Below are 22,047 nucleotides of genomic sequence, written 5' to 3' on the forward strand. Positions count from 1 at the left end.
TCAAAACTCGGTCCTGATCCGCGCCCAGAAGTAACGCCCGAGCGTGTCGTAGGTATACGCATCGGTATTGGCCGCACTGGCGTAGCCGTAGTACTGCGGCGGCTTGCGGTTGCCGACGTTGTTGGCGCCGGCCGACAGCGTGGTGTGCAGGCTCTCGAACTTCCGGCTCAGCGAGACGTCGTGGTAGGTCACCGTGCCGACCTTGAAGTAGACGCAACTGCCGTCGGCGGCGGTGTTGACGCAATAGTCCTCGTAGGCGCTGCCGACCGTGGTCGGGCCGATCAGGCGCGTGTTCCAGCTGGCATGCCATGGGCCGTTGTCCCAGCCCAAGTTGAAGTTGGCGCGCCAGCGCGGCATGTTGCCGTAGCTGGAGGTCTCGCCGACGTAGTTGTGGCTGTCGCCGCTGAACGTGTAGCTGGACAGGAACGTGGCGTCCACGCCGGCCTGGAAGTTGCCCCAGGCGGTATCGCGCAGCGCGTACTTGATGCCGATGTCGTCGCCGCGGATGTCGACCTTGCCGCTGTTGATCGCGAACGGCACGGTGACGCTGACCAGTTGCCCGGTGGGGCCGCGCTTGATCAGCGGGCAGTAGGCGCTCTGGCCGTCGTAGCAGTTCTGCAGCACCTGGTCCAGGCCGGTGCCGTTGATCATGTCGTCCAGGGAGACGCGCCAGCTGTCCAGGTTCAGCGACAGGCCCTCGGCCCAGCCCGGGTCGTACACCGCGCCGATGTTGTAGGAGCGCCCCTGCTCGGGCTTGATCGCGAAGCCGGCGTTGGCCGAGCCGGTGGTGAGCACGGTGAAGGAAGAGGTGTTGACGAAGCTGCCGTTGGTCGGCACGTTGGCGCAGGCCGCGGGATTGCCGCCGCCGGTGTAGCCGTTGCACGGATCGGTGTAGGTGCCGACGTCGTCGACCACGCCGTTGTACGGCGAGCCGTACAGGTCGCCCAGCGCCGGTGCGCGGAACACCTGCGAGCCGGTGGCGCGGATCAGCAAGTTGTCGATCGGTCGCCATTCCAGCGCGACCTTGCTGTTAGTGGTGCTGCCCCAGTAGTCGTAGCGCGAGTAGCGCGTGCCCAGGTTGAGGTTCAGCGCCTGCGCACCGGTCACACCCTTGAGCAGCGGCACCAGCACTTCGGCATACGCCTCCTTGATGGTCTCGTCGTGGCCCTGGTTCATGATGCAGCCGTCGTTGTAGTCGCAGTTGCCGTCCGCATCGGCGGCCGCCACCGGGTTGCTGGTGCCCTGCGAGAAGCCGTTCCTGCGGAACGACAGGCCGAGCGCGGCCTGCACCGCGCCGGCCGGCATCGCGAACAGGTCGCCGTTGACGCTGGCCTCGGCGAATTTCATCGTGCTCTCGTCGATCAGGTCGACCGCGCTCTGGGTGGCCTTGATGCCGGCGATGGTGGCCGGATCGTCCGGATTGAACACGTTGATCGGGGTACAGCCGGCGATCACGTTGCCGGGCGTGCCGCATTTGATGGTGCCGTCGCTGTCGCGGAACGAGGCGCCCACCGCGTTGTTCAGTGCCGAGGTGATGGAGAAGCCGTTGCGCACCAGGGTGTCCTTGTAGTGCGCGTAGCCGGCCGCCGCATCCCACTGCCAGCTGCTGTCGCCGAACTTGCCGCGCAGCCCGGCGACGATGTTGGTCTGGTACATCGTCGAGGTGTAGACGCGGGTGTTGGCCGGCACCGAACGCAATAGGTAGCGGGTGAGCTGGCTGCCGAAGGGGTTGTAGTAGTTCTGCGCGGCGTTGGGCAGCTCCAGGCCGTAGGCGGTGAGCTGCGAGGTGGTCTCGCTGCGGGTCCAGAACATGTCCAGGTAGCCCTGCACGTTCGGGGTGAAATCGAAACTGGCGTGCGCGGAGGCGTTGGTGCGCTGTACGGGGGTGACCAGGTACTGGCCGGTGTAGGCGTCGTAGCCTTCCACCGCCTGATTGTAGGTGTGGAAATCACCCGCATTCACCTGGCCCGGCGCCAGGTCGGCATTGGGCGTCAGCACGCTGCCATTGCTGAGGAAGGCGCGCGTGCCATTGCCGCGGCGCTCCACCACCTGGCCGTTGAGGTAGTTCTGCGCGGTGCGCGCGTAGTCGCGATCGCTGTCGTACAGCGCGTTCATCGAACTGCGGCTCACGCCGAGGATCAGCCCGCCGCGCTCCCAGGTCTTGCCCCACTCCAGGCCGAGCGAGCGCCGGTTGCCGTCGCCGTGGGTGCTCAGGCCGTAGTCGGCGGTGGCGGCGAAGCCGTCGTACTTGTCCTTGAGGATGATGTTGATGACGCCGGCGATGGCGTCGGAGCCGTACACCGAGGAGGCGCCGTCGGTGAGCACCTCGATGCGCTCGACCATCGCCGCCGGAATCGCGTTGACGTCCACGCCGGGCGCGGCGGCGACGCTGCTGGCCGGCCCGGCCATGCGGTGGCCGTTGACCAGCACCAGGGTGCGCTCGGGCCCGAGGTTGCGCAGCGACACCAGCGCACGGCCGTGGCTGAAGCCGGAGTTGAGCGCGACGTTGGGCATATTGCCCGCCATCGCCGGCAGCTGCTGCAGCAACTGGCCGAGCGTGTCCTGGCCGCTGTCCTCGATGCGCTGGCGGTCGATGGTGATGACCGGGCTGGCGGTCTCCGCATCGACGCGGCGCAGGTGGCTGCCGGTGACGCTGATCCGTTCCAGCGTGGTCGCCTGGGTGTCCTGGGTCGGCGCATCCTGCGCCTGCGCCGCCGGCGCGAGCAGGGCCAGCGCGGTACAGATCGCCGCGGCCAATGGACCGGGCTGCGGCGCGGCGCGCCAGGAACACGGGAGCAGCGGCGCAACGCGTTCGAGCAAAGACGGCATCGGAATCTCCTGAGCGGCAGCCTGGCGATCGCCGGAGCGCCGCCCTTCCCCAGGCGGCCGCTCCGTCACCAGCGCGTGTGGCGGATACGAAAACGGACGTGTCCACGCATGCGCCGCCGGACGGGACGATCCCGACGCCGCCTGCACGGCGACGCGCACGACTCATGCGCTGCGTCCCCGGTGGCGTGTGATGAATCTCCCCCTGGACATTCACCGCACGGCCACAATGTGCGCGTAGGCTGCGTGCGGCGTCTTGTCGTATTTATCGGGAAAACGTGCGGAATACCGCACTGCCCCGCCTACGAGCGGGACGTTTCCGACTTTTTCGCCACTCAGCCGTAGACGGCCGAAATCGCCACCGTCGCCGCGCTGCCGGCCGGGACCAGCACGCGCTCGTTGCGCGGCCCGGACAGCGCCGCCGGCTGCCCGTCCAGCCGCACCTCCTGCAGGCGGGTGCCGGCCGGCACCCGCAGGGTCAGCCAGGTGCGCGCCGGCCGCTGCGCCGGCAAGCGCACGCTGCCCTCGATGCGGCGCTGCGCCGGATCGGCGCGCAAGCGCAGCGACACCGCACCCCAGCGGGTCGGCGCGGCGTCGATCGCGATCGTCTCGCCGCTGCCCAGCCAGTCGCGCGGCACGGCCCGCGCCAGGAACAGTTCCTCGCCGGCGCTGTCCTCGAACACCAGCATCCAGCGCAGCAGCAGCGGAATGGTCATCTGCGCGGGAATGCAGAACAGCGGCATACCGCCGGTGATGCCGGTGACCTCGCCCGCGGTCCAGCTGCCGCGGGTATGCACGTGGTAGCGGTGCGCGTACAGGAACAGCAGGTACTCCTCGATCCGGTCCAGGCGCAGCAACTGCTGCGCGTAGCCGTAGGAGATGAAACCAAGCAGGTCGCGCGCCTCCGGCGTCGGCGCGGTGATGTTGCCGACCACGCCGAGGCTGGTGCCGCCGTGGCCGCGCACGCAGTCGATGACCAGGTTCGCCAGATCGTCGGGCAGCACGTCGGCCTGCAGCAGTTCGGCGTAGGCGCGATGCGGCCAGCCCTGCTCGCTGGGGTGCTCCTGCTGCAGCGACTGGCGGAAGGTGAGCTTCACTCCGGGCAGCGGGCCGATATAGGGCGGCTGCAGATCGCGGCGGACGTTGCCGCGCAGGGTGCGCAGCAGTTGTGCGGACAGTTGCTGCGCGCGGCGCTGCCACTGCGCCGCGGCGGCCTGCCCGCCAGGCCCGGCGATGCCGCTCCACACCGCGGCCAGGTCCTGCCAGCCGCGCACCGCCAGCGCGCTGTTGGCGTAGTACGGCTTCCACCACACCTGCGGATCGGGGAACAGGCAGGCATCGGATTCGTTCCAGCCGTGGATCAGGCCGTGCCCTGGCGCCGACGCCGGCAGGCGCAGGCTGGCGTCGTGCAGTTCGGCCAGCACCTGCGCGGTGGCGGCGATCTTGTCGCGGTGCTTGCGCAGCAGCGCAGCATCGCCGGTGTAGCGCAGATAGCGCGCCAGCAGCGACAGGGTCAGTCCGAACTGGCCGGTCTCCGCGCCGCGCATGTTGACCATGCCGTCGGCCTGCACGAAATCGCTGAAATAGCCGTCCAGCACCGCCGCCGCCTGGGCGAAGCGGCCCCACTCGAGGTTGGCGTACAGCGAACTGGTGAAGGTGTCCTGGAAGCCGTCGTACTCGTTGCCGTAGTAGTCGCGATCCACCGCGCCGTACTTGGGATAGGTGCCGCCCGGACGCACCACCAGCTCGCGGGCGAAGGCGAAGCGCGCCATGTCGCGCCAGCTCGGGTCCGGGGTCTGCGCCTGCACGGTGTCGGCGAGTTGCGCCTGCCAGTAACCGGCGAAGGCGAGTAGGCCGCGGTAGAAGTCCTCGGCGCTGCGCGGGCCGCGCCGCGGCGGGTAGTCGGGATAGCTGTAGCCGTACACCACCTTGCTGACCTTGCCGCGCTCGACCAGCGCGCTGCGGTGCCAGGTCTGCACCACGAAGCGGTCCTCGGCCAGCACGTCGGCGAACAGCAGGATGTCGTAGTAGCGGCCCTCGCCGGCCGGCACCACCTTGCGCACCGCCGGCATCCAGCCGCCGAGCAGGCCTTCGCTGCGGCGCCGCACCAGTTCGTCCTTGCCCAGCTCGGGAAACGACTGGATGGCGCGATAACAGCGGGTGCGCCCGTCCGGGTACACCGGCATGGTGTCGGCGCATTCGCGGGTGCCGACGAAGGTGGTCCACGGCAGGCGCCCGTTGTAGTCCTTGGGATCCAGTTGCGAGGCCGGTGGCGGCGCGACGTCGCGCACCTCATCGGCCCGCGGGTCGCCGTCGCGCAGCAGGCGATCGGCGAGCAGGTCGGCGTCGGCCATCGCCACCTCGGCCAGGGCCATGCCGAAGTACGGCGCCTGCGCGGCCGGGAACACCGCTTCGGTGCGCTTGCCCAGTACCAGCGCCCCGCCCGGCCCGCGCAGGGTCAGGTCGCCATCGGGCTGGCGCAGGTCTTCGTACACCTCCCAGGTCGCGCCGGCCTCGACGAAACGGCACTGCAAGGTATGCCCGGCGAGCGCATCGGCCGCCAATGGCTGCAGTTGCGGCGGCGCTGGCGCACGCGTGCTGCTGACCGCCGCCGGTGCCGCGGCGGCACGCCCGGCCAGTGCTTCCACGCCGGCGACCGCACCGACCGCCAGGCCCTGACGCAGGAAATCTCTCCGATCCATCTACCGTCCCCGATGCAATGCGATCGTTGCATCGTGCGCTGCGCACGCCGCAGCGTCTTGTGCGCTGTGCCGAGGATCGGTGCGGAAAATCGCATAGCCGCGTGGTCGCGGCGGTGCTGCGCTGCGGGAATGCGATGGACCGGTGCGGCTTAGGCGAGCACGTCGAGCAGGCTGCCGATAGTGTCGTCGGCCGCGCGCAAGACCCGCGCATTTGCCTGGAACGCGGTGTGCTCGGTCAGGGTGCCGACCATGTCGTCGACCAGATCGCTGCCCTGCCCGTCGGCCTGCTGCACCTGGCCTACAACGCCGCCACCGGCGGTGGCCTGGTTCACCGGCACGGAACGCTGGAAGCCATCGGTGGAGAGATTAGCGATATTGTTGGCGCGCACCTGCAACCCGGACGTCGCGGCACGCATGCCGGACAGCGCGATCGAGGAACTGGGAGCGATGGCAGTCATGGCGGGCCAGGGTGCAGGGAGACGTGCCGGGATATCGGCTGGTTTGGCGAGGTCTTTAGTGCGGGGATTGGGGAGTCGGGATTAGGGATTCGAAAGAGCAACCCATGGCGCCGATAGCCAAAGCCCCTCTCCCCTCGGGAGAGGGGTTGGGGTGAGGGTCCGGAGGCGCAGCGCCAGCTCCGCAACTCATTGCACCACCCGCACCCTCATCCGCCCCTGCGGGGCACCTTCTCCCACAGGGAGAAGGAATCATCGCGGGAGACCAAAGCCCCTCTCCCGCCGGGAGAGGGGTTGGGGTGAGGGTACGGGAGCACCGCGCCGCTTCCGGACTCATTGCAGCACCCGCACCCTCATCCGCCCCTGCGGGGCACCTTCTCCCGGAGGGAGAAGGGAAAAGCCGAGCCCTGAAGGAGCAGGGATCCCACGCCTTTGCCAATCCCCAATCCCAACTCCCCAATCCCGCCCCCCAACAGCCGATTCCACGCCGGCGTCGGCTCTCCAAGCAGATGCCGCACGAAGAAGTCGTACTGGCGCCGCTGGACGTAATCGATGGGGCCGGTGGAGCGGCCGACGGTGTGCTCGCCGCCAGGCACGACCAACAGGTCGAAATCCTTGCCGGCCTTGATCAAGGCGTCCACCACCTGCGCGGTCGAGGCCGGGTCGACGTTGCTGTCCTGCTCGCCGACGATCAGCAGCAGGTCGCCGCGCAACTTGCTCGCATTGTCCACGCCGGAGGCGCGCGCATAGCTGGCGTCCACCGGCCAGCCCATCCATTGCTCGTTCCAGCTGATCTTGTCCATGCGGTTGTCGTAGCAGCCGGCGTAGGCCACGCCGACCTTGTAGAAGTCCGGGTGCCGCTCCAGCGCACCCAACGTACTCTGCCCGCCGGCCGACGCGCCGTAGATGCCGACGCGGCCGATGTCGTAGGAGGGATCCTGCGCCGCCAGCGCCTTGTGCCAGGCGATGCGGTCGGGGAAGCCGGAATCGCCGAGGTTCTTCCAGGCCACGTCGTGGAAGGCCTTGGAGCGGTTGGCGGTGCCCATGCCGTCGATCATCACCACGATGAAGCCCAGGTCGGCCTGCGCCTGCATGCCGATCTGCTTGTCGCCGCCGGAGTGGTAGCCGAACGGCCAGAAGGTCTTGGGCACGAAGGAATCGTGCGGGCCGGCGTAGATGTTCTCGATCACCGGGTATTTCTTGCGCGGATCGTAGTCGCGCGGCCGCACCACCATGCCCCAGATGTCGGTCTTGCCGTCGCGGCCCTTGGCCACGAAGGTCTGCGGCGCGCGCCAGCCGGCGGCCTGCAGCTTGCGGATGTCGCCGCGCTCCACCACCTGCAGCAGCTTGCCGTCGGTGGCATGCAGCTCCATCACCGGCGCCATGTCCGGACGCGAGTACACGTCCACGTAATGGCGGCCGTCGGCGGCGATGGCCACGTCGTGGTCGGCATCGGCCTCGGTCAGCCGGGTCAGGTGGCTGCCGTCGAAATCCACCGCGAACAGGTGCCGGTAGTAGGGATCCTTGCCCGCATCCATGCCGCTGGCGGTGAACCAGATGCGCCGCCGCGCGTCGTCCACGCGCAGCACGTCGCGCACGATCCACTCGCCCTTGGTGATCTGCGCCTTGATGCGGCCGTTGCTGCCGTCGAACAGGTACAGGTGGCGCCAGCCGTCGCGCTCGGAAATCCAAAGGATCTCCTTGCCCAGGCCATCGACATCGTGATGGTAGCTGCGGTCGGCGTAGACGAAGGTCTTCGCGTCCTCGCCCACCGCCACGTGCGCCTTGCCCGTGGCCGCGTCCACCGCGATCGCGCGCATGCGCTGGAAACCGCGTTGCACGTAATCGAACACGAAACTGGCGCTGTCGCGGCGCCACTGGATCGGCGAGAGCTGGTAGGGGTTGGCGAACAAGGCATCGTCGATGGCCAGCCGCTTGGGCGCGCCGCCGCGTGCCAGCGCGCCGAGGTCGAACAGCACCGGCCGCTCGATGTCCACCGCGTCGCCGGGCTTGGGATACAGCTGGGTGCGCACTACCGGCTGTCCGCCGCCAGGCGGTGCCGCTTCCACCCGGGTGACGCGGCGGGCGAAGCCGGGCCGCACCCGGTACAGCGCCAGCCGCTGCGAATCCGGCGCCCAGGCGATGGTTTCCGGATCGTAGAAATCGTCGCTGCGGCCATCGTCGGCCAGGCGCAGCGTGTGCCCGTCGGCCAGCGCACGCAGCATCACCGCGTTGCCGTCGACATAGGCCTCCCAACGTCCGTCAGGCGAGCGCCGCGGAGTGGCGTCGGCCGGCACGCTGAGGTCGCGCACCACGCCGAAGCCCCGCGGCCGCGGCTGCGGGCCGCTATCGGCGCGGGCGCAGACGTAGGTGGTGAGGGTGCATCGCCACGGCGCTTCGTCGAGCTCGAAGGCGATCGCCGCCTGCGGCTGGCCGCCCTCGGCGGCATAGGCGAAGCGTGCGAACGGCAGGCGTAGCGCCGAATAGGCGGTGCCGGTCGCCGCGCTCAGCGCGCGCGCCACTCGCTGCTGGTCGAACGCCGGCTGCTTGCGCTGGCTGGCCACGTCCTCGACCACGAAGGCGAAGCCGCCCGGCACGGTCTTGCGGTAGTAGAACGCGCCGTCGTCGCGCCATTGCGCTGGCCAGGTCACGTTCTCGGTCAGGCCGATCCAGGCCTCGCGCAGGCCCAGCGAACGCTGGTAGTCGGCGACGCTGGGCGCGGCCTGTGCGGCGCCGGCGCAACACGCCAGGGCGACGATGAGAGAGGCGACGAACTTGTTCATGCGGTTTCCGAGAGTTTCGATGGCACGCTTCTTTTTTTGTAGGAGCGGCTTCAGCCGCGACCGGGCGTTACCAGGAAAGCCTATCGCGGCTAATCCCACAAAAGGGGACAAGAGCCGCTCCTACGTACATCCACAACGGGCTATTCCCCATCATCCTCTTCCAACGCCAACTCCTCAGAGCGCAGACCGCTGCGCGCACCCCAGTGATAGCAACCCAACGCGATCGCCGCCACGCACAGCGTGTCCCAGGGATGCGTGATCCAGCCGCTGCCGCCGAAGGTGCCCAGGCGCGACACCACCAGCACCAGTGCAAAGAACACGATCAGCCACAGCACGCCGCGCACCTGCCGCCACAGCCGCGCACGGCCGGCGGCGTTGGGTAGCCGATACAGCACGTACAGCACGAACATCGCGATCTGCAGACCGAGCAACCACGACAGCGTGCTCCAGGTCGACCAGTACACGATCAGGCCCGCGACGATGAACGACAGTGGGCCGAGCAGCGCCATGCCGCGCAGCCGGAACGGCCGCGGCAGCTCCGGCGCACTGCGCCGCAACGCGGCCACGGTCACCGGCGCCACCGCATAGCTGAGCACCAGCGCCGCCGACACCACCTGGATCAGGGTCTCCCACGACGGGAACGGCAGAGTCCAGAACACCGACAGGCCCAGGCTCAGCCACAGCGCCGGGCGCGGGATGCCGGAGGCGGCATCGACACGGGTCAGCACCGGCAGGAAGCCGCCGCTGCGCGCCCAGCCGTACACCACCCGCGGCGTGGCGTTCATGTAGATGTTGCCGGTGCCGCTGGGCGAGATCATCGCGTCGCAGATCACCAATGCCGCCAGCCAACCCATGCCCAGCGCCAGGGCGATGTCGTGGTATGGCAGCGAGAACGCCTTGTCGATGCCGCCCCAGCCGTTGGCCAGGTGCTGCGCCGGCACACCGCCGAGGAAGGCAAGCTGCAGCAGCACGTAGATCACCGTGGACAGCGCCACCGACAGGATCAGTGCGATCGGGATATTGCGCTGCGGATCGCGCACTTCGCTGGCCACCGACACGATCGGGGTCAGCCCGAGGTAGGCGAAGATGATGCCGCCGGCGGAGATCGCCGCCTCCACTCCGGCCGCGCCGAACGGCGCGAAGCCCTGCACGTGCAGGTTGCGCGCATCGAAGTGCGCCATCAGCAGCACGATCACCAGCACCGGCACCAGGAACTTGAACACGCTGACGATGTTGTTGGCGGTGGCGAAGGTCTTGACGCTGTAGTAGTTGAGCAGGAAGAACGCGACCAGCAGCGCCAGTTGCAGCAGCCAGCCGGCGACGCTGGGATGGGTGCTGCCGGCCTGGTTGAGCCAGGGGAACCACGCCGCCGCGTATTGCCGCGCTGCTTCCACTTCGATCGCGATCAGGCTGGAGAAGGCGATCAGGGTGATGAAGCCCATCAGCCAGCCGAGCAGCACGCCATGCGAGTACTCCGGGTAGCGCACCACGCCGCCGGCGCGCGGCAGCGCCGCGCCGAGTTCGCAGTACACCAGGCCCAGCAGCAGGACCGCCACGCCCCCGGCGATCCACGAGACGATGCCGGCCGGCCCCGCGATCGCCGAGACGTGACTGGCGGAGAACAGCCAACCGGAACCGAAGATCGAGCCCAGACCGATGAAGGTCAGATCGGTCAGGCTCAAGCGCTTGTGGAACTTGCCTTGTGCGGCCATGGCGTCTCCCGCTGGATTGGTGTCACTGGCGAATCAACGATCTGCGATGCTTCCTACCCTCACCCCAACCCCTCTCCCGGGGGAGAGGGGCTCAAGCAAGCCAGCCGAAGCCGGCTCTTCCCTTCTCCCTTCGGGAGAAGGTGCCCCGAAGGGGCGGATGAGGGTGCGGGCGAAGCCTCGTGCAGTTGAAACACCGCATGCGCTTCGCGCCCGACCCTCACCCCAACCCCTCTCCCGAGGGGAGAGGGGCTTATTGCTCCCTTCTCCCCTCGGGAGAAGGTGCCCCGAAGGGGCGGATGAGGGTGCGGGCGCAGCCTCGTGCAGCTGAAACACCGCATGCGCTTCGCGCCCCTACCCTCACCCCAACCCCTCTCCCGGAGGGAGAGGGGCTATTGCTTCGCCGCCTCCCGCGCCCAAGGCGACTTCCCACCCTCGGCAATGAACCGATCGATGCGCTGCTCCAGCACCGGCAGCGGCACCGAGCCGGTTTCCAGCACCGCGTCGTGAAACGCGCGCAGGTCGAATTTCTCGCCCAGCGCCTGTTCCGCCTTGCGCCGCAGCTCCAGGATCTTCAGCTCGCCCAGGTAGTACGACAGCGCCTGTCCGGGCCAGGCGATGTAGCGGTCGACCTCGGTGGTCACCTCGTGCTCGCTGAGCGCGGTGTTGTCGCGCAGGAACGCCTGCGCCTGCTCGCGCGTCCAGCCCTTGTGGTGGATGCCGGTGTCGATCACCAGCCGGCACGCGCGCCACATCTGGTAGGTCAGGTAGCCGAAGCGGTCGTACGGGGTGTCGTACATCCCCATCTCCTGCCCCAGGTACTCCGAGTACACCGCCCAGCCCTCGCCATAGGCGGAGATGTAGCTATAGCGACGGAAGTCCGGCAGGCCTTGCTGCTCGGCCGCCAGCGGCATCTGCAGCGCATGGCCGGGCGAGGATTCGTGCAGGGTCAGCGCGGTGAGGTTGTACAGCGGCCGCGACGGCAGGTCGTAGGTGTTGACCAGGTAGATACCTGGGCCGCCACGGCCGCCGGTGTAGAACGGCGCCAAATCTGCCGGCACCGGCTCGATCGCGAAGCGCTGCCGCGGCAGCCGGCCGATGTAGTCGCCGATCTTGCCGTCCACGCGCTTGGCGATCCAGGCCGCGTCCTTGAGCAGTTCCTCCGGGGTCTTGGCGTAGAACTTCGGATCGGTGCGCAGGTAGTGCAGGAACGCCGGGAATGTCTGCTGCCCCGGCGGGGTCTTGAAGCCGCTGTCGGCGATCGCCTGGTCCATCTCCTTGCGCAGCCGCGCCACTTCCTTCAGGCCCACCGCGTGGATCTGCTCGGGGCTGAGGTCGAGCGTGGTGTATTCGCGGATCTGCGCGCGGTAGTACGCGGCGCCGTCTGGCAGCGATTCGGCGGCGAGCGCCGGGCGCGCCTTGGGCAGGTATTCCTCGCGCATGAAACGCAGCAGCTTGGCGTAGGCCGGCGCCACCTGCTGGGCGATCGCCGTGCGCGCCTGCGCGCGCAACTGCGCCTGCAGCGGCGCAGGGATCGTCGCCGGCATCTGCTTGAACGGGGTGTAGAACAGATTGCTCTCGCCGGTCGCCTGCGCGACCTCGGCGATCGACTGGTCGCGGCCCTGCAGGGTCACCGCCGGCTGCGCGAAACCACGTGCCAGGCCGGCGCGCATGTTGGCGATCTGTTCGTCGAAGTAGCGCGGGATGTCGGCAAGCTGCCCCAGGTAGCGCTGGTAGTCCTCGCGGTTGCGCAGGGTGGCGCGCGCGGTGAAGCCCAGGTCGGTCCAGAACGCGGTATCGCTGTTGAACGGCATTTCCCAGGCGCGGAACCGCTGCTGGTCGAGCAGCACCTGCAGTTGCTGGCGATAGACCTGATAGTTCACCTGGTCCTGCGCCGACAATTGCGCCGGGTCGATCGCGTCCAGGTCATGCAGGACCTGCTGCCAGTACGCGGTGCGCTGCGCCTGGGTGGCCGGATCGACCTTGGGCAGGTGATCGGCGGCCTGCCCTTGCGCATCTTCGTCGTCGGCACCGGCGAACTGCTGCTGGCGCCATTTCCACTCGCGCTGGTACAGCGCCTTGAAGCGCGCGCCGGCATCGCCGGCGGGGGCTGCGGCGGCCGGCGTGGAGGCCTGTGCCGGCGCGGCGCCGGCAGCACCCTGCCAGGCCAGGGTGCAGACGATGGCCAGGGCCAGCGCCGTGCGCAATCGGGAACGGGACATCATCGTGGGGTCTCCGGAGTGGCGGGGGCGCCGGCCTGGACCTGGGCGATCCAGGCGTCGATGCGCGCGTCCAGCAGGTCCAGCGGCATCGCGCCGCCGCCGAGCACGGCATCGTGGAAGGCGCGGATGTCGAAGCGCTCGCCTAGCGCGCGCCTGGCCTTCTCGCGCAGCGCCAGGATGTCCAGTTCGCCGAGCTTGTAGCCCAGCGCCTGGCCCGGCCAGACGATGTAGCGGTCGGTCTCGGACTGGATGCTGGGTTCGTCGTCGGACGGATGCGCGTGGAAGAAGTCGATCATCTGCTGCCGGGTCCAGCGCTTGTAGTGCACGCCGGTGTCCAGTACCAACCGGTTGGCGCGCAGCAGTTCGCCGGCCAGGCGGCCGTAGTCGCTGTACGGGTCGCGGTAGAAGCCCACTTCCTTGCCCAGCCGCTCGGCGTACAGCGCCCAACCTTCCACGTAGGCGTTGTAGCTGGATTGCTGGCGGAACGGCGGCAACGGCAGGCTCTGCGCCAGCGAGATCTGCAGATGATGGCCGGGCACGCCCTCGTGATACGCGGTGGCCTCGATGTTGACCAGGGTGCGGTGCGCGTAGTCGCTGGTGTTGACCATCACCAGCCCGGGCTTGCTGCCCTGCGCATCGCTCTGCCAGTACTCGGCGCCGGGCGCGGTGGCGCGGAACGCGGGCATCGCGCGCACCTCCAGCGGCGTCTTCGGCAGCGTGCCGAACAACGTCGGCAGCTTCGGCTGCATCTGCGCGATGTCGTCGCGGTAGCGCTGCAGGATCTGCTCGGGCGAGCTGGCGAAGAAGCGACGCTGCTGCGCCACCGCCTGGCGCAACGCCGGCAGGTCGGCATAGCCGAGCTGCTTGGCGATGACGCCCATCTCGCCTTCGATGCGCGCGACCTCGGCCAGGCCGGTCTGGTGGATCTGCTCGGGTGACTGGTCGGTGGTGGTCTGGGTGTGGATCGCAAAGCGGTAGCGGTGCGCGCCATCGGGCAGCGACCACAGGCCTTCGTGGGCGCGGCCCTGCGGCGCGTATTCGTTGGCGACGAAATCGGCGAGCTTGCGATAGGCCGGCCGCACCTGCTGGTCGATCGCCGCGATCATCGCCGCGCGCAGGCGCGGCCGCTCCGCCTCCGGCACCGCCGCCGGGAACTGCTGCAGCGGCGCCGCGAACGGACTGTCGGCGCCGGCCGGCGCGGCGATCTCGCGCACCTGCGCGGGAATGCGTTCGAGCAGGTACTTCGGCTGCACCAGCCCATCCTTGGCGCCGGCGCGCGACAGCGCCACCACCTGGTCGAGCAGCGCCGGGATCGCCTGCAGGCGCTTGATGTAGTCCTCATAGTCCTTGACGCTGGCGAACGGAAACGCCTGCGCGTAGCCCGGCAGCGCCACCTGGATGCCGCCGACCGGCTCCAGCGGCATCTCGTCGTTCTTCAGCGCGATCGCCTCGAGCCGGTCGCGCAACTGGCGCTGCATCATCTGCAGGCTCAACCGCTCCTGCGCCGACAGCGCCTTGGCATCGATCGCATCGAAGCGCGCCAGGAACCCGGCGGTGGCCTGGCGTTCGGCCTCCAGCGCGGCAAGCGAATAGTCGCTCCAGCGATCGTTGTAGCGGCTGTCGCCGATGATGCTGGCGAACTCGGGATGGTGGGCGAGCTGGTACTGCCATTGCGCATCGAGCAGCGCGGCGAAGGCCTGCGCTGGCGGCACCGCGGCCTTGGCCGGTGCCGCCGCGGCCGACGCAGAGGACGTCGGCGGTGCGGACGGTTGGCAGCCCGCCAGCAGGCTCAGCAGCAGCACGCCGGCGGCGGGCAGAGGCATGCGTCTCATCGATGGACTCCGCAGGGCGGCACGCGCCCATGGCACGCCGCGGCGGCGGCCGCGCAGGGGACGTGGGCGGCCGCCCTGCGCATCAGGCGAACGGCCGGTCGATCGCCGGCGACGGCGGGGTGAACCACTGCGCGCCGTCTTCGGTGACGTAGAAATGATCCTCCAGGCGCACGCCGAACTCGCCCGGCACCACGATCATCGGCTCGTTGCTGCAGCACATGCCCGGCGCCAGCGCCAGCGCATTGCCGCGCACCAAGTACGGCGCCTCGTGGATGCTCATGCCGCAACCGTGGCCGGTGCGGTGCGGCAGCCCCGGCAACTGGTAGTCCGGGCCGAGCCCGGCGCGCTGCAACACCTTGCGTGCGGCCTCGTCCACCACCGCGCAGGCCACGCCCGGCCGCACCGCGGCGAAGGCCGCCGCCTGCGCCTCGTGCTCCAGTTGCCAGATACGCCGTTGCTTCTCACTGGGCTCGCCGAAGATGTAGGTGCGGGTGATGTCGGAGTGGTAGCCCTGCACGGTGCAGCCGGTGTCGATCAGCACCAGTTCGCCCGGGCGCAGCGCCTGCACGCCGGGAATGCCGTGCGGATACGCGGTGGCGTGGCCGAACTGCACGATGCAGAAGGTCGAGCCGTTGTCGGCGCCGAGCGCACGGTGCGCCTGGTCGATGAAACGGGTCAGTTCCGCGGTGGTGATGCCTTCGCGGATCAGCCCGGCGGCCAGCCGCTGCACATGCAGGGTCATGTCGCAGGCCTGCTGCATCAGCGCCAGTTCCGCCGGCGACTTGCGCATGCGGCAGCCGTCGACGATGGCCGCGGCATCGCGGATCGCGATGCGACCCAGCACCGCGGCCAAGCCGGTATGCACCGCGAAGGCTACGCCCGGGTCCAGCGCCAGGCTCTGCGCGTCCAGCTCCAGCAAGGCCTCGGCGACCAGCGCGTGCGGGTCCTCGTGTTCCTGCCACAGGCGCTTGCGCACCGGCACCGACAGCACCGCGTCCAGCGAGCCTTCCTCGAACGCCGGGCAGATCAGCAGCGGATCGCCTTCGGCGGTGAGCAGCATCGCCACCAGGCGCTCGCTGGCGCCCCACGGCACCCCGGTGAAGTAGCGCAGCGAGGCGCCGGCGCCGATCAACAGCGCGTCGGCGCCGTGCGCACGCATCAGCGCACGCGCATTGGCCAGGCGCTGCCGGTACTCCTGTTCCTGGATCGCCGGCGCGCGGTGCGGCCACGGCGCCAGTTGCGCGTGCGCCTGCTCCAGGGTCAGCCCGCCGATCTGGGACTGCTCGCTCATGCGCTGCGCTCCACGTCGGCCGTGCTCCAGCAGCCGTCGATCAGCCGCTGCACGCCGCCAGGATTGCGGTCGCGCAGCAGCGCCGGCAACAGCGCGTCGGGCACGCCGTCGTAGCTGTGCAGCGCGGCGAAGCGGCGGATCGCCGCGGGCATGCCGACCGCGGTGAAGCCAGGATGGCCGGTGCTCGGGTACGGGCCGCCATGATTCATCGCCGGGCTCACCGCCACGCCGGTCGGCATCTTGTTGCAGATCAGCCGCCCCACCCGCGGACGCAGCGCCGCGGCCAGCACGGCGAAGGCCGGATCGTCGCTGCCATCGGCGGCGCGATAGAGGGTCCCGGTGAGATTGCCTTCGAAGCTGCGCGCCAGGGCGGTCAACTGCCCCACCCCACCGCCGCGGACGATCAGGCTGACCGGCCCGAACGCCTCGGTCTGCAGCGCCTCGGGCTGCTGCAGGAACGCCTCGGCCGACACCTCCAGCAGGGTCGGCGCATGCCGATAGCCCGGCCCGGCATCGGCCTCGCCACCGGCCAGCACCGCGGCGCCGGCATCGCGCAGCGTGCCCACGCTGCGCTGCAGGTGCTCCAGCACCCCGCGCGAGAACAGCAGCGCCGGCGCGGCCGCGGCGAAATGCGCGGTGGCCGCGGCGACGAAGGCATCGCCGGCCTCGCCCTCGGGCACCACCACGATGCCCGGATTGGTGCAGAACTGGCCGCTGCCCATGGTGCAGGAGGCGAAGAACTCCTGCGCCAGTGCCGCGCCGCGTTCGGCCAGCACACCCGGCAACAGGAACACCGGATTGACGCTGGAAAGCTCGACATAGGCCGGTACCCCGGCACGGTCGGCGGCGGCCTTCAGCGCCAGCCCGCCGGCGCGGCTGCCGGTGAAGCCGATCGCGCCCAGCCGCGGATCGCCGGCAAGTTCCAGGCCCAGCGTGTTGTCGAAGTGGTACAGCAACTGCACCGTCGCCGCCGGCAGGTCGTTGGCCAGCAGCGCCTGGTGCGCGAGCTGCGCCAGACGCTGGCTGGTGGCCGGGTGCGAAGGGTGCGCCTTGGCGATGACCGGATTGCGCGCGACGATGGCCGAGGCGAAATCGCTGCCGGCCACCGCGTTGAACGCGAACGGGAAATTGTTCGGGCCGAACACCAGCACCGGCTTGTGCAGCGGTCCCAGCTGCGCGCGCAGGCCGGCCGCGGTGTCGATCACCGGCTGCGCCCAGCTGTGGCTGCGCGCGGCCTGCGCGGCCTGGCGCAACTGCCCGCTGGCGCGCGGCAGTTCCACCTTGGCCAGGCGCGGCTCCACCGGCAGGCCGGTTTCGGCATGCGCCAGCGCCACCAGGCGCTCGACGTCGGCGTCGATCGCGTCCGCATACGCATCCAGGAACGCGGCGATGCGTTCCGGTGCGGCCGCGGCCAGCGCGTCGGCGCTCAGCGCCGCCGCGCTCAGCGCCGCTTCCAGGTCGGCGGCGCCGCTAACCGGGAACGAGGGACCGAACTCGCTCCCGTCGCGCGGGTCATCGGCGCGGAAGCTGCCGCGCTCCTCCAGCGAGGCCTGCCAATGGCCGGCCAGCAACAGCGGTTGCATGCTCATCTCAGTGCCCGGGATGGGTGGCGATGGCGTGGTCGATGACCTTCAGCGCGGCCTCGCGCTCGGCGCCTTCCAGTACCAGCCGCGGTGCGCGCACGCGCTCGCTGCCCAGGCCGACCTTCTCCTGCACCAGCTTGATCAGCTGCACGAACTTGGGCACGGTGTCCAGGCGCAGCAGCGGCAGGAACCAGTCGTACAGCGCCTTGGCCGCCGGGTAGCCGCCGTCGCGGGCCAGTTCGAACAGCTTCACCGACTCCTTCGGATAGGCATTGACCAGGCCGGCGATCCAGCCCTTGGCGCCCATGCTCAGGCCTTCGACGATCGCATCGTCCATGCCCACCAGCAGCACCAGGCGGTCGCCGAGCAGTTCGCCCAGCGCGGCGAAGCGGCGCACGTCGCCGGAGGATTCCTTGACCGCCTGCAGGTTCGGGAATTCGGCAGCCAGCTCGGCGATCTGCGCCGGGCTGAAATCGGTCTTGTAGGCGATCGGGTTGTTGTACAGGATCGCCGGCAGGTCGGTGGCGGCGATCACCGCGCGCATGTGCGCACCCATCTCGCGCCAGTCGGTGGAATACACGTACGGCGGCAGCACCATGAGGCCACCGCAGCCGATCTGCTTGGCCGCCTGCGCCAGGCGCACGGCCTCGTCGGTGGACAGCGCGGCGATGCCCGGCACCACCGGGATGCGGCCATCGACCGCCTGCACCAGGGTCTTCAGGATCGCCAGCTTGTCGTCGAAGCTCAGCGTGGCCGCCTCGCCCAGCGAACCCAGCGGCACGATCGCGGTGCAGCCGGCGTCGATCATCAGCTGCGCATGCTTGGCCAGGAACGCGTGGTCGATGCTGCCGTCGGCGTTGAACGGGGTGGTGATGGCCGGCAGCACGCCGTACCAGAAGGAAGCCTTGCTCATGGATGTACACCTTGTGGAGAGTTGCGAAGGGATGCCGCGCGTGACGGCGCGGCGCAAGCGGTGTCCGGACCGGGGCCCGGACAGGGATGGGCCAGCGCGTCCAGCCGCGCCGGGAACAGCGGCGGCCGGCGGCCGTCGTCGGAGAAATCGTCGGCGCGCGCGGCCAGGCCAAGTTCGATCAGCGCACTGCCGCAGATGCGGCCCTGGCAAGCGCCCATGCCGCAGCGCGAGGCCAGCTTGGCGTCGCGCAGGTCGGCGTGGCCCTGCAGCTCGGCCAGCGGCACGTCCTCGCAGCGGCACACCAGCGTGTCCGGCGCGGCCAGCGCATGGATGCGCGGATCCAGCGCGAACTGCCGCTGCAGCAGCGCGGCGAAGGCGCGCGCGCGTCGCCGCTGCGGCTGCAGCGCCTGCGCATCGGCGTCCTGGCCGGCGGCCAGGTGGCCGGCGATCGCGCCTTCCACCCGCGCGCAATCGCGCCCGCCGATGCCCAGCGCCTCGCCCGCGGCGTACACGCCGTCGACGCTGGTGCGCAACTGCGCATCCACCGCCACACACGGATGCGCGCCGCTGCGGCCCAGACGGCAACCCAGCAGTTGCGCCAGTTCCACGTTCGGCACCAGGCCGTAGCCCACCGCCAGTTGATCGCAGGCGAGACGGCGGCGACCGTGCGGGCCGTCGATCTCCACCTCCTGCACGCGGCCCTCGCCATGTGCGGCCATTACCACGCTGCCGGCGTGGTAACCGACCCCGGCCAGTTGCGTGCGCAGCGCCAGCGCCTGCAGCGCCTTGTCCGGCCAGCGCAACGGCAGTTGTGCGGCGAATGCGGCCAGCGCGCGCCACGGTGCCTGTTCGACGATGCCCAGCACCTGCGCGCCGTGGCGATGCAACGTCGCCGCCGAGGCCAACAGCAGCGGCCCGCTGCCAGCGACCAGCACGCGCCGTCCGCGCAGCGGCCAGCCCTGCTTGGCCAGCGCCTGGGCGCCGCCGGCGCCGGTCACCCCGGGCAGGGTCCAGCCGGGGAACGGCAACAGCAATTCGCGCGCGCCGGTGGCCAGCACCAGCGCGTCGTAGCACAGCCAGCGCGGGCCATCCGGGCCATCGGTAAGCAACTGCCGGTCCTGCGCCAGCAGCACCTGGGTCTGCGGCAGGAAGGTCACCGCGCTGGCCGCCAGTTGCGCCAGCGCGCGCGCGGCCAGGCGTGGCGGCGCGTGGGCGACATCGTGGCGCCAGATCTGGCCGCCGGCACGCGCCTGCAGATCGACCAGGCCGACCCGGCGGCCGTGCCCGGCCGCGGCCAGCGCCGCCGCCAGTCCGGCCGGACCGGCGCCGATCACCAGCACCTCGTAGTGGGCGCGCGGCTCAGCCATCGGTCCACACCTGCATGCCGTCGCGCGCCGGGGTGATGCAGGCGCGCAACTGACCGACGCGGTCGATGCGTACCCGGCACTCGGCGCACACGCCCATGCCGCACAGCGGCGCGCGCGGCTGACCACTGCGCGAGCGGCGGAAATGCGTGGCGACCTGCGCCACCGCCGCGGCCACACTGCTGCCGTCGACCACTTCGACGTCGCGTCCGTCGACCTGCAGGCGCAGCATCCGCGCGCTCATGCCAGCGCCCGCGCCGGCGCGTACGGCGCCGGGTCGATGGCCGTGGGCCGCTGCAGCAATTGGTCCAGCAGCAGGCGCGCACTGCCCAGCGCGGTGGTCACGCCCAGGCCCTCGTGGCCGGCCGCGACCCACACGTCGCGCCGCTCCGGCACTGCGCCCAGGTAAGGCCGCCCGTCCGGCGTGGCCGGACGCAGGCCGGTCCACACCCGGATCGCCTGCAGTTGCCGCAAGCCGGGCAGGAACGCGAAGGCGCGCTCCAGCATCCGCTGCAGCATCGGCATGGACACCGCGCGGTCGGTCGCGTCGAATTCGCGAGAGGAGCCGATCAGGATCTGCCCGGTCGGCCGCGGCTGCACGTTGAACGCCACGCTGCTGCCGTCGCTGCCATGCGCGCTGTCGGCGTAGCTCAATTCCAGCAATTGATGGGCGACGAAGCCCGGATAGCGGTCGGTGATCACCAGTTGCCCCTTGCGCGCGCGCATCGGCAGTTCCGGCAGCAGCTCCGGCACGGCGCAGCCGGTGGCGACCAGCACCGGGCCGTGCAGCGCACTGCCATCGTCCAGGCGCACGCCGGCATCGAGCAGCGCGGTGGCGCGGCGTCCGGCGTACAGCTGCGCGCCAGCGGCGCAGGCGCGCTCGACCAGGTGGCGCGCCATCCGCGGCGGATACACCACCGCCTCGGCGGCCACGCGCATGCCGCCGGCCAGGCCCGGCACCAGGGCCGGCTCCAATTGATACAACCGCTGTGCATCGAGCGCTTCGGCCTGCACGCCGGCCACGGCCAGGCGCCGGATCTTGGCCGGAATCGCCTCCAGCTCGCGCGCCTCGCGCGCCACCCACAGCGTGCCGCAGCGGCTGAACTCCGCCTCCGGCAGCGGCGCGAATTCTTCCCACAGGCGCAGCGAATACGCCGACAACGCCAGTTCCGCCGGATCGTCGTCCATCGCCACCAGGTGGCCCATCGCCGCGGCCGTGGAACCGCCGCCGATGCTGCCCGACTCGACGATCGCCACGCGCAGGCCGGCGGCCGCCGCCGCATCGGCACAGGCCGCGCCGACGATGCCGGCGCCGACGACGATCAGGTCGAAACCGCTCATGCGGCGCCGATGCCCCAGGCGAACGGATCCTGCGGATCGATCAGCAATTGCGAACGCGCGGTGATGTAGGCCTGCCCGGTGATGCGTGGCAGCACCCCGCGGGTGCCGGCCGCATAGCTGCCCTCGAACACGCTGCCGAGGATGCCCTGCTGGCGCCACACCTGGCCCGCCGCCAGCTTGCCGTCGGCGGCCAGGCACGCCAGCTTGGCGCTGGTGCCGGTGCCGCACGGCGAACGGTCGTAGGCCAGGCCCGGGCACAGCACGAAGTTGCGCGCATCGGCGCTGGCGTCCGGCGCCGGCCCGTTGATCTCTATGTGGTCGATCTCGCCGCCGTCGGCGCCGCGGATGCCCGCCGCCTCCAGCGCCAGCCGCACCGCTTCGGTATAGGCGGTCAGCGCACGCTGGTGGCGCAGTTCCAGCGCGCACGGGGTCTGTTCGGTGATGAAGAACCAGTTGCCGCCCCAGGCCACGTCGCCGCGCACGCGCCCGTACTCGGGCACCTGCACGTCGACGCCGGTGGCATGGCGATAGCTCTCGACGTTGTCGACCGACACGCGGCCGTCGGCGTGCAGTTCCACGCCGACCGTGCCCACCGGCGTCTCGATCCGGTGCGTGCCCGGGCTCAGCCGGCCCAGCTCGGCCAGCGTGCGCACCAGGCCGATGGTGCCGTGGCCGCACATGCCCAGGTAACCGACGTTGTTGAAGAAGATCACCGCCGCGCAGGCGTCGGCGGCCACCGGCGGCAGCAGCAAGGCGCCGACCATGGTGTCCGAGCCGCGCGGCTCGCAGGCGATGGCGCTGCGCCAGCGGTCGAAGCGCGTGCGGAACAGCTCGCGGCGCTCGGCCAGGGAACCGGTTCCCAGATCGGGGAAGCCGGAGACGACGACACGGGTCGGTTCGCCGGCGCTGTGCGAGTCGATGACATCGAGTGTATGCATGGGGCCATGCTCACATTCGGCACCGCCGCCGGCTAGCAGCGTTTGCCTGTCGCCAATGCGGAAGTTCGCACAACCCGGCGACGCCCGA

At 70.2% G+C, this 22,047-nt stretch carries 13 protein-coding genes and 1 pseudogene; all 14 read right to left on the bottom strand.

Features of this window, described 5'->3' with window-relative positions:
• The 14 genes and pseudogenes from GGR64_RS01985 to GGR64_RS02050 all read right to left on the bottom strand — a co-directional run bounded on the left by GGR64_RS01985 (position 1) and on the right by GGR64_RS02050 (position 21,959).
• The gene (locus GGR64_RS01985) at positions 1-2,829 is read right to left on the bottom strand and encodes a TonB-dependent receptor (protein ID WP_184643642.1); all 2,829 of its coding nucleotides are present in this window, start codon (positions 2,827-2,829) and stop codon (positions 1-3) included.
• Positions 2,830-3,161: 332 nt separating this feature from the next.
• Positions 3,162-5,528 carry a Tat pathway signal protein gene (locus GGR64_RS01990; RefSeq protein WP_184643644.1) on the bottom strand — a complete coding sequence of 789 codons (2,367 nt, stop codon included), beginning with the start codon at positions 5,526-5,528 and terminating at the stop codon, positions 3,162-3,164.
• Positions 5,529-5,677: 149 nt separating this feature from the next.
• Entirely contained in the window at positions 5,678-5,986 is a 309-nt protein-coding gene (locus tag GGR64_RS01995) for a flagellar basal body protein (protein WP_184643646.1), read from the bottom strand.
• Positions 5,987-6,462: 476 nt separating this feature from the next.
• Positions 6,463-8,766, bottom strand: a pseudogene (locus tag GGR64_RS02000) (DPP IV N-terminal domain-containing protein); the annotation flags it as partial.
• 140 nt (positions 8,767-8,906) lie between these two features.
• A complete protein-coding gene (locus tag GGR64_RS02005) occupies positions 8,907-10,478 on the bottom strand; it encodes an APC family permease (protein ID WP_184643648.1) in 1,572 nt (523 codons plus the stop codon).
• Positions 10,479-10,867: 389 nt separating this feature from the next.
• Positions 10,868-12,700 (bottom strand): DUF885 family protein, encoded by a 1,833-nt coding sequence (locus GGR64_RS02010; protein WP_184643650.1) that lies wholly within the window; start codon positions 12,698-12,700, stop codon positions 10,868-10,870.
• Positions 12,697-14,529, bottom strand: coding sequence for a DUF885 family protein (locus tag GGR64_RS02015; RefSeq protein ID WP_184643652.1), 1,833 nt, complete (start codon positions 14,527-14,529; stop codon positions 12,697-12,699). The genes GGR64_RS02010 and GGR64_RS02015 overlap by 4 nt, the downstream gene beginning before the upstream one ends.
• Before the next feature lie 82 nt (positions 14,530-14,611).
• The gene (locus GGR64_RS02020) at positions 14,612-15,820 is read right to left on the bottom strand and encodes a Xaa-Pro peptidase family protein (protein ID WP_184643654.1); all 1,209 of its coding nucleotides are present in this window, start codon (positions 15,818-15,820) and stop codon (positions 14,612-14,614) included.
• Complete coding sequence (locus GGR64_RS02025; RefSeq protein ID WP_184643656.1) at positions 15,817-17,409, bottom strand: aldehyde dehydrogenase family protein; 1,593 nt, start codon at positions 17,407-17,409, stop codon at positions 15,817-15,819. Before GGR64_RS02025 ends, GGR64_RS02020 begins: the two co-directional genes overlap by 4 nt.
• 1 nt (position 17,410) lies before the next feature.
• Positions 17,411-18,316 carry a dihydrodipicolinate synthase family protein gene (locus tag GGR64_RS02030; RefSeq protein WP_184448731.1) on the bottom strand — a complete coding sequence of 302 codons (906 nt, stop codon included), beginning with the start codon at positions 18,314-18,316 and terminating at the stop codon, positions 17,411-17,413.
• Positions 18,313-19,683, bottom strand: a complete 1,371-nt coding sequence (locus tag GGR64_RS02035; protein ID WP_184643658.1) for an FAD/NAD(P)-binding oxidoreductase — start codon at positions 19,681-19,683, stop codon at positions 18,313-18,315. Before GGR64_RS02035 ends, GGR64_RS02030 begins: the two co-directional genes overlap by 4 nt.
• The gene (locus GGR64_RS02040; RefSeq protein ID WP_048489457.1) at positions 19,676-19,924 is read right to left on the bottom strand and encodes a (2Fe-2S)-binding protein; all 249 of its coding nucleotides are present in this window, start codon (positions 19,922-19,924) and stop codon (positions 19,676-19,678) included. The genes GGR64_RS02035 and GGR64_RS02040 overlap by 8 nt, the downstream gene beginning before the upstream one ends.
• Positions 19,921-21,021, bottom strand: a complete 1,101-nt coding sequence (locus tag GGR64_RS02045) for an FAD-dependent oxidoreductase (protein ID WP_184643660.1) — start codon at positions 21,019-21,021, stop codon at positions 19,921-19,923. Before GGR64_RS02045 ends, GGR64_RS02040 begins: the two co-directional genes overlap by 4 nt.
• Positions 21,018-21,959, bottom strand: a complete 942-nt coding sequence (locus tag GGR64_RS02050; protein ID WP_167087558.1) for a 4-hydroxyproline epimerase — start codon at positions 21,957-21,959, stop codon at positions 21,018-21,020. The genes GGR64_RS02045 and GGR64_RS02050 overlap by 4 nt, the downstream gene beginning before the upstream one ends.
• Positions 21,960-22,047 lie beyond the last annotated feature (88 nt).

It is taken from the genome of Xanthomonas sp. 3307 (assembly GCF_014199735.1).
Classification (GTDB): domain Bacteria; phylum Pseudomonadota; class Gammaproteobacteria; order Xanthomonadales; family Xanthomonadaceae; genus Xanthomonas_A; species Xanthomonas_A rydalmerensis.

What these genes read in the sequence shown, in the direction of transcription:
- GGR64_RS01985 (WP_184643642.1), bottom strand. Translation starts at nt 2,829, where the DNA reads ATGCCGTCTTTGCTCGAACGCGTTGCGCCGCTGCTCCCGTGTTCCTGG.
- GGR64_RS02005 (WP_184643648.1), bottom strand. Translation starts at nt 10,478, where the DNA reads ATGGCCGCACAAGGCAAGTTCCACAAGCGCTTGAGCCTGACCGATCTG.
- GGR64_RS02010 (WP_184643650.1), bottom strand. Translation starts at nt 12,700, where the DNA reads ATGATGTCCCGTTCCCGATTGCGCACGGCGCTGGCCCTGGCCATCGTC.
- GGR64_RS02035 (WP_184643658.1), bottom strand. Translation starts at nt 19,683, where the DNA reads ATGGCTGAGCCGCGCGCCCACTACGAGGTGCTGGTGATCGGCGCCGGT.
- GGR64_RS02030 (WP_184448731.1), bottom strand. Translation starts at nt 18,316, where the DNA reads ATGAGCAAGGCTTCCTTCTGGTACGGCGTGCTGCCGGCCATCACCACC.
- GGR64_RS02025 (WP_184643656.1), bottom strand. Translation starts at nt 17,409, where the DNA reads ATGAGCATGCAACCGCTGTTGCTGGCCGGCCATTGGCAGGCCTCGCTG.
- GGR64_RS02040 (WP_048489457.1), bottom strand. Translation starts at nt 19,924, where the DNA reads ATGAGCGCGCGGATGCTGCGCCTGCAGGTCGACGGACGCGACGTCGAA.
- GGR64_RS02050 (WP_167087558.1), bottom strand. Translation starts at nt 21,959, where the DNA reads ATGCATACACTCGATGTCATCGACTCGCACAGCGCCGGCGAACCGACC.
- GGR64_RS01995 (WP_184643646.1), bottom strand. Translation starts at nt 5,986, where the DNA reads ATGACTGCCATCGCTCCCAGTTCCTCGATCGCGCTGTCCGGCATGCGT.
- GGR64_RS02020 (WP_184643654.1), bottom strand. Translation starts at nt 15,820, where the DNA reads ATGAGCGAGCAGTCCCAGATCGGCGGGCTGACCCTGGAGCAGGCGCAC.
- GGR64_RS02045 (WP_184643660.1), bottom strand. Translation starts at nt 21,021, where the DNA reads ATGAGCGGTTTCGACCTGATCGTCGTCGGCGCCGGCATCGTCGGCGCG.
- GGR64_RS02015 (WP_184643652.1), bottom strand. Translation starts at nt 14,529, where the DNA reads ATGAGACGCATGCCTCTGCCCGCCGCCGGCGTGCTGCTGCTGAGCCTG.
- GGR64_RS01990 (WP_184643644.1), bottom strand. Translation starts at nt 5,528, where the DNA reads ATGGATCGGAGAGATTTCCTGCGTCAGGGCCTGGCGGTCGGTGCGGTC.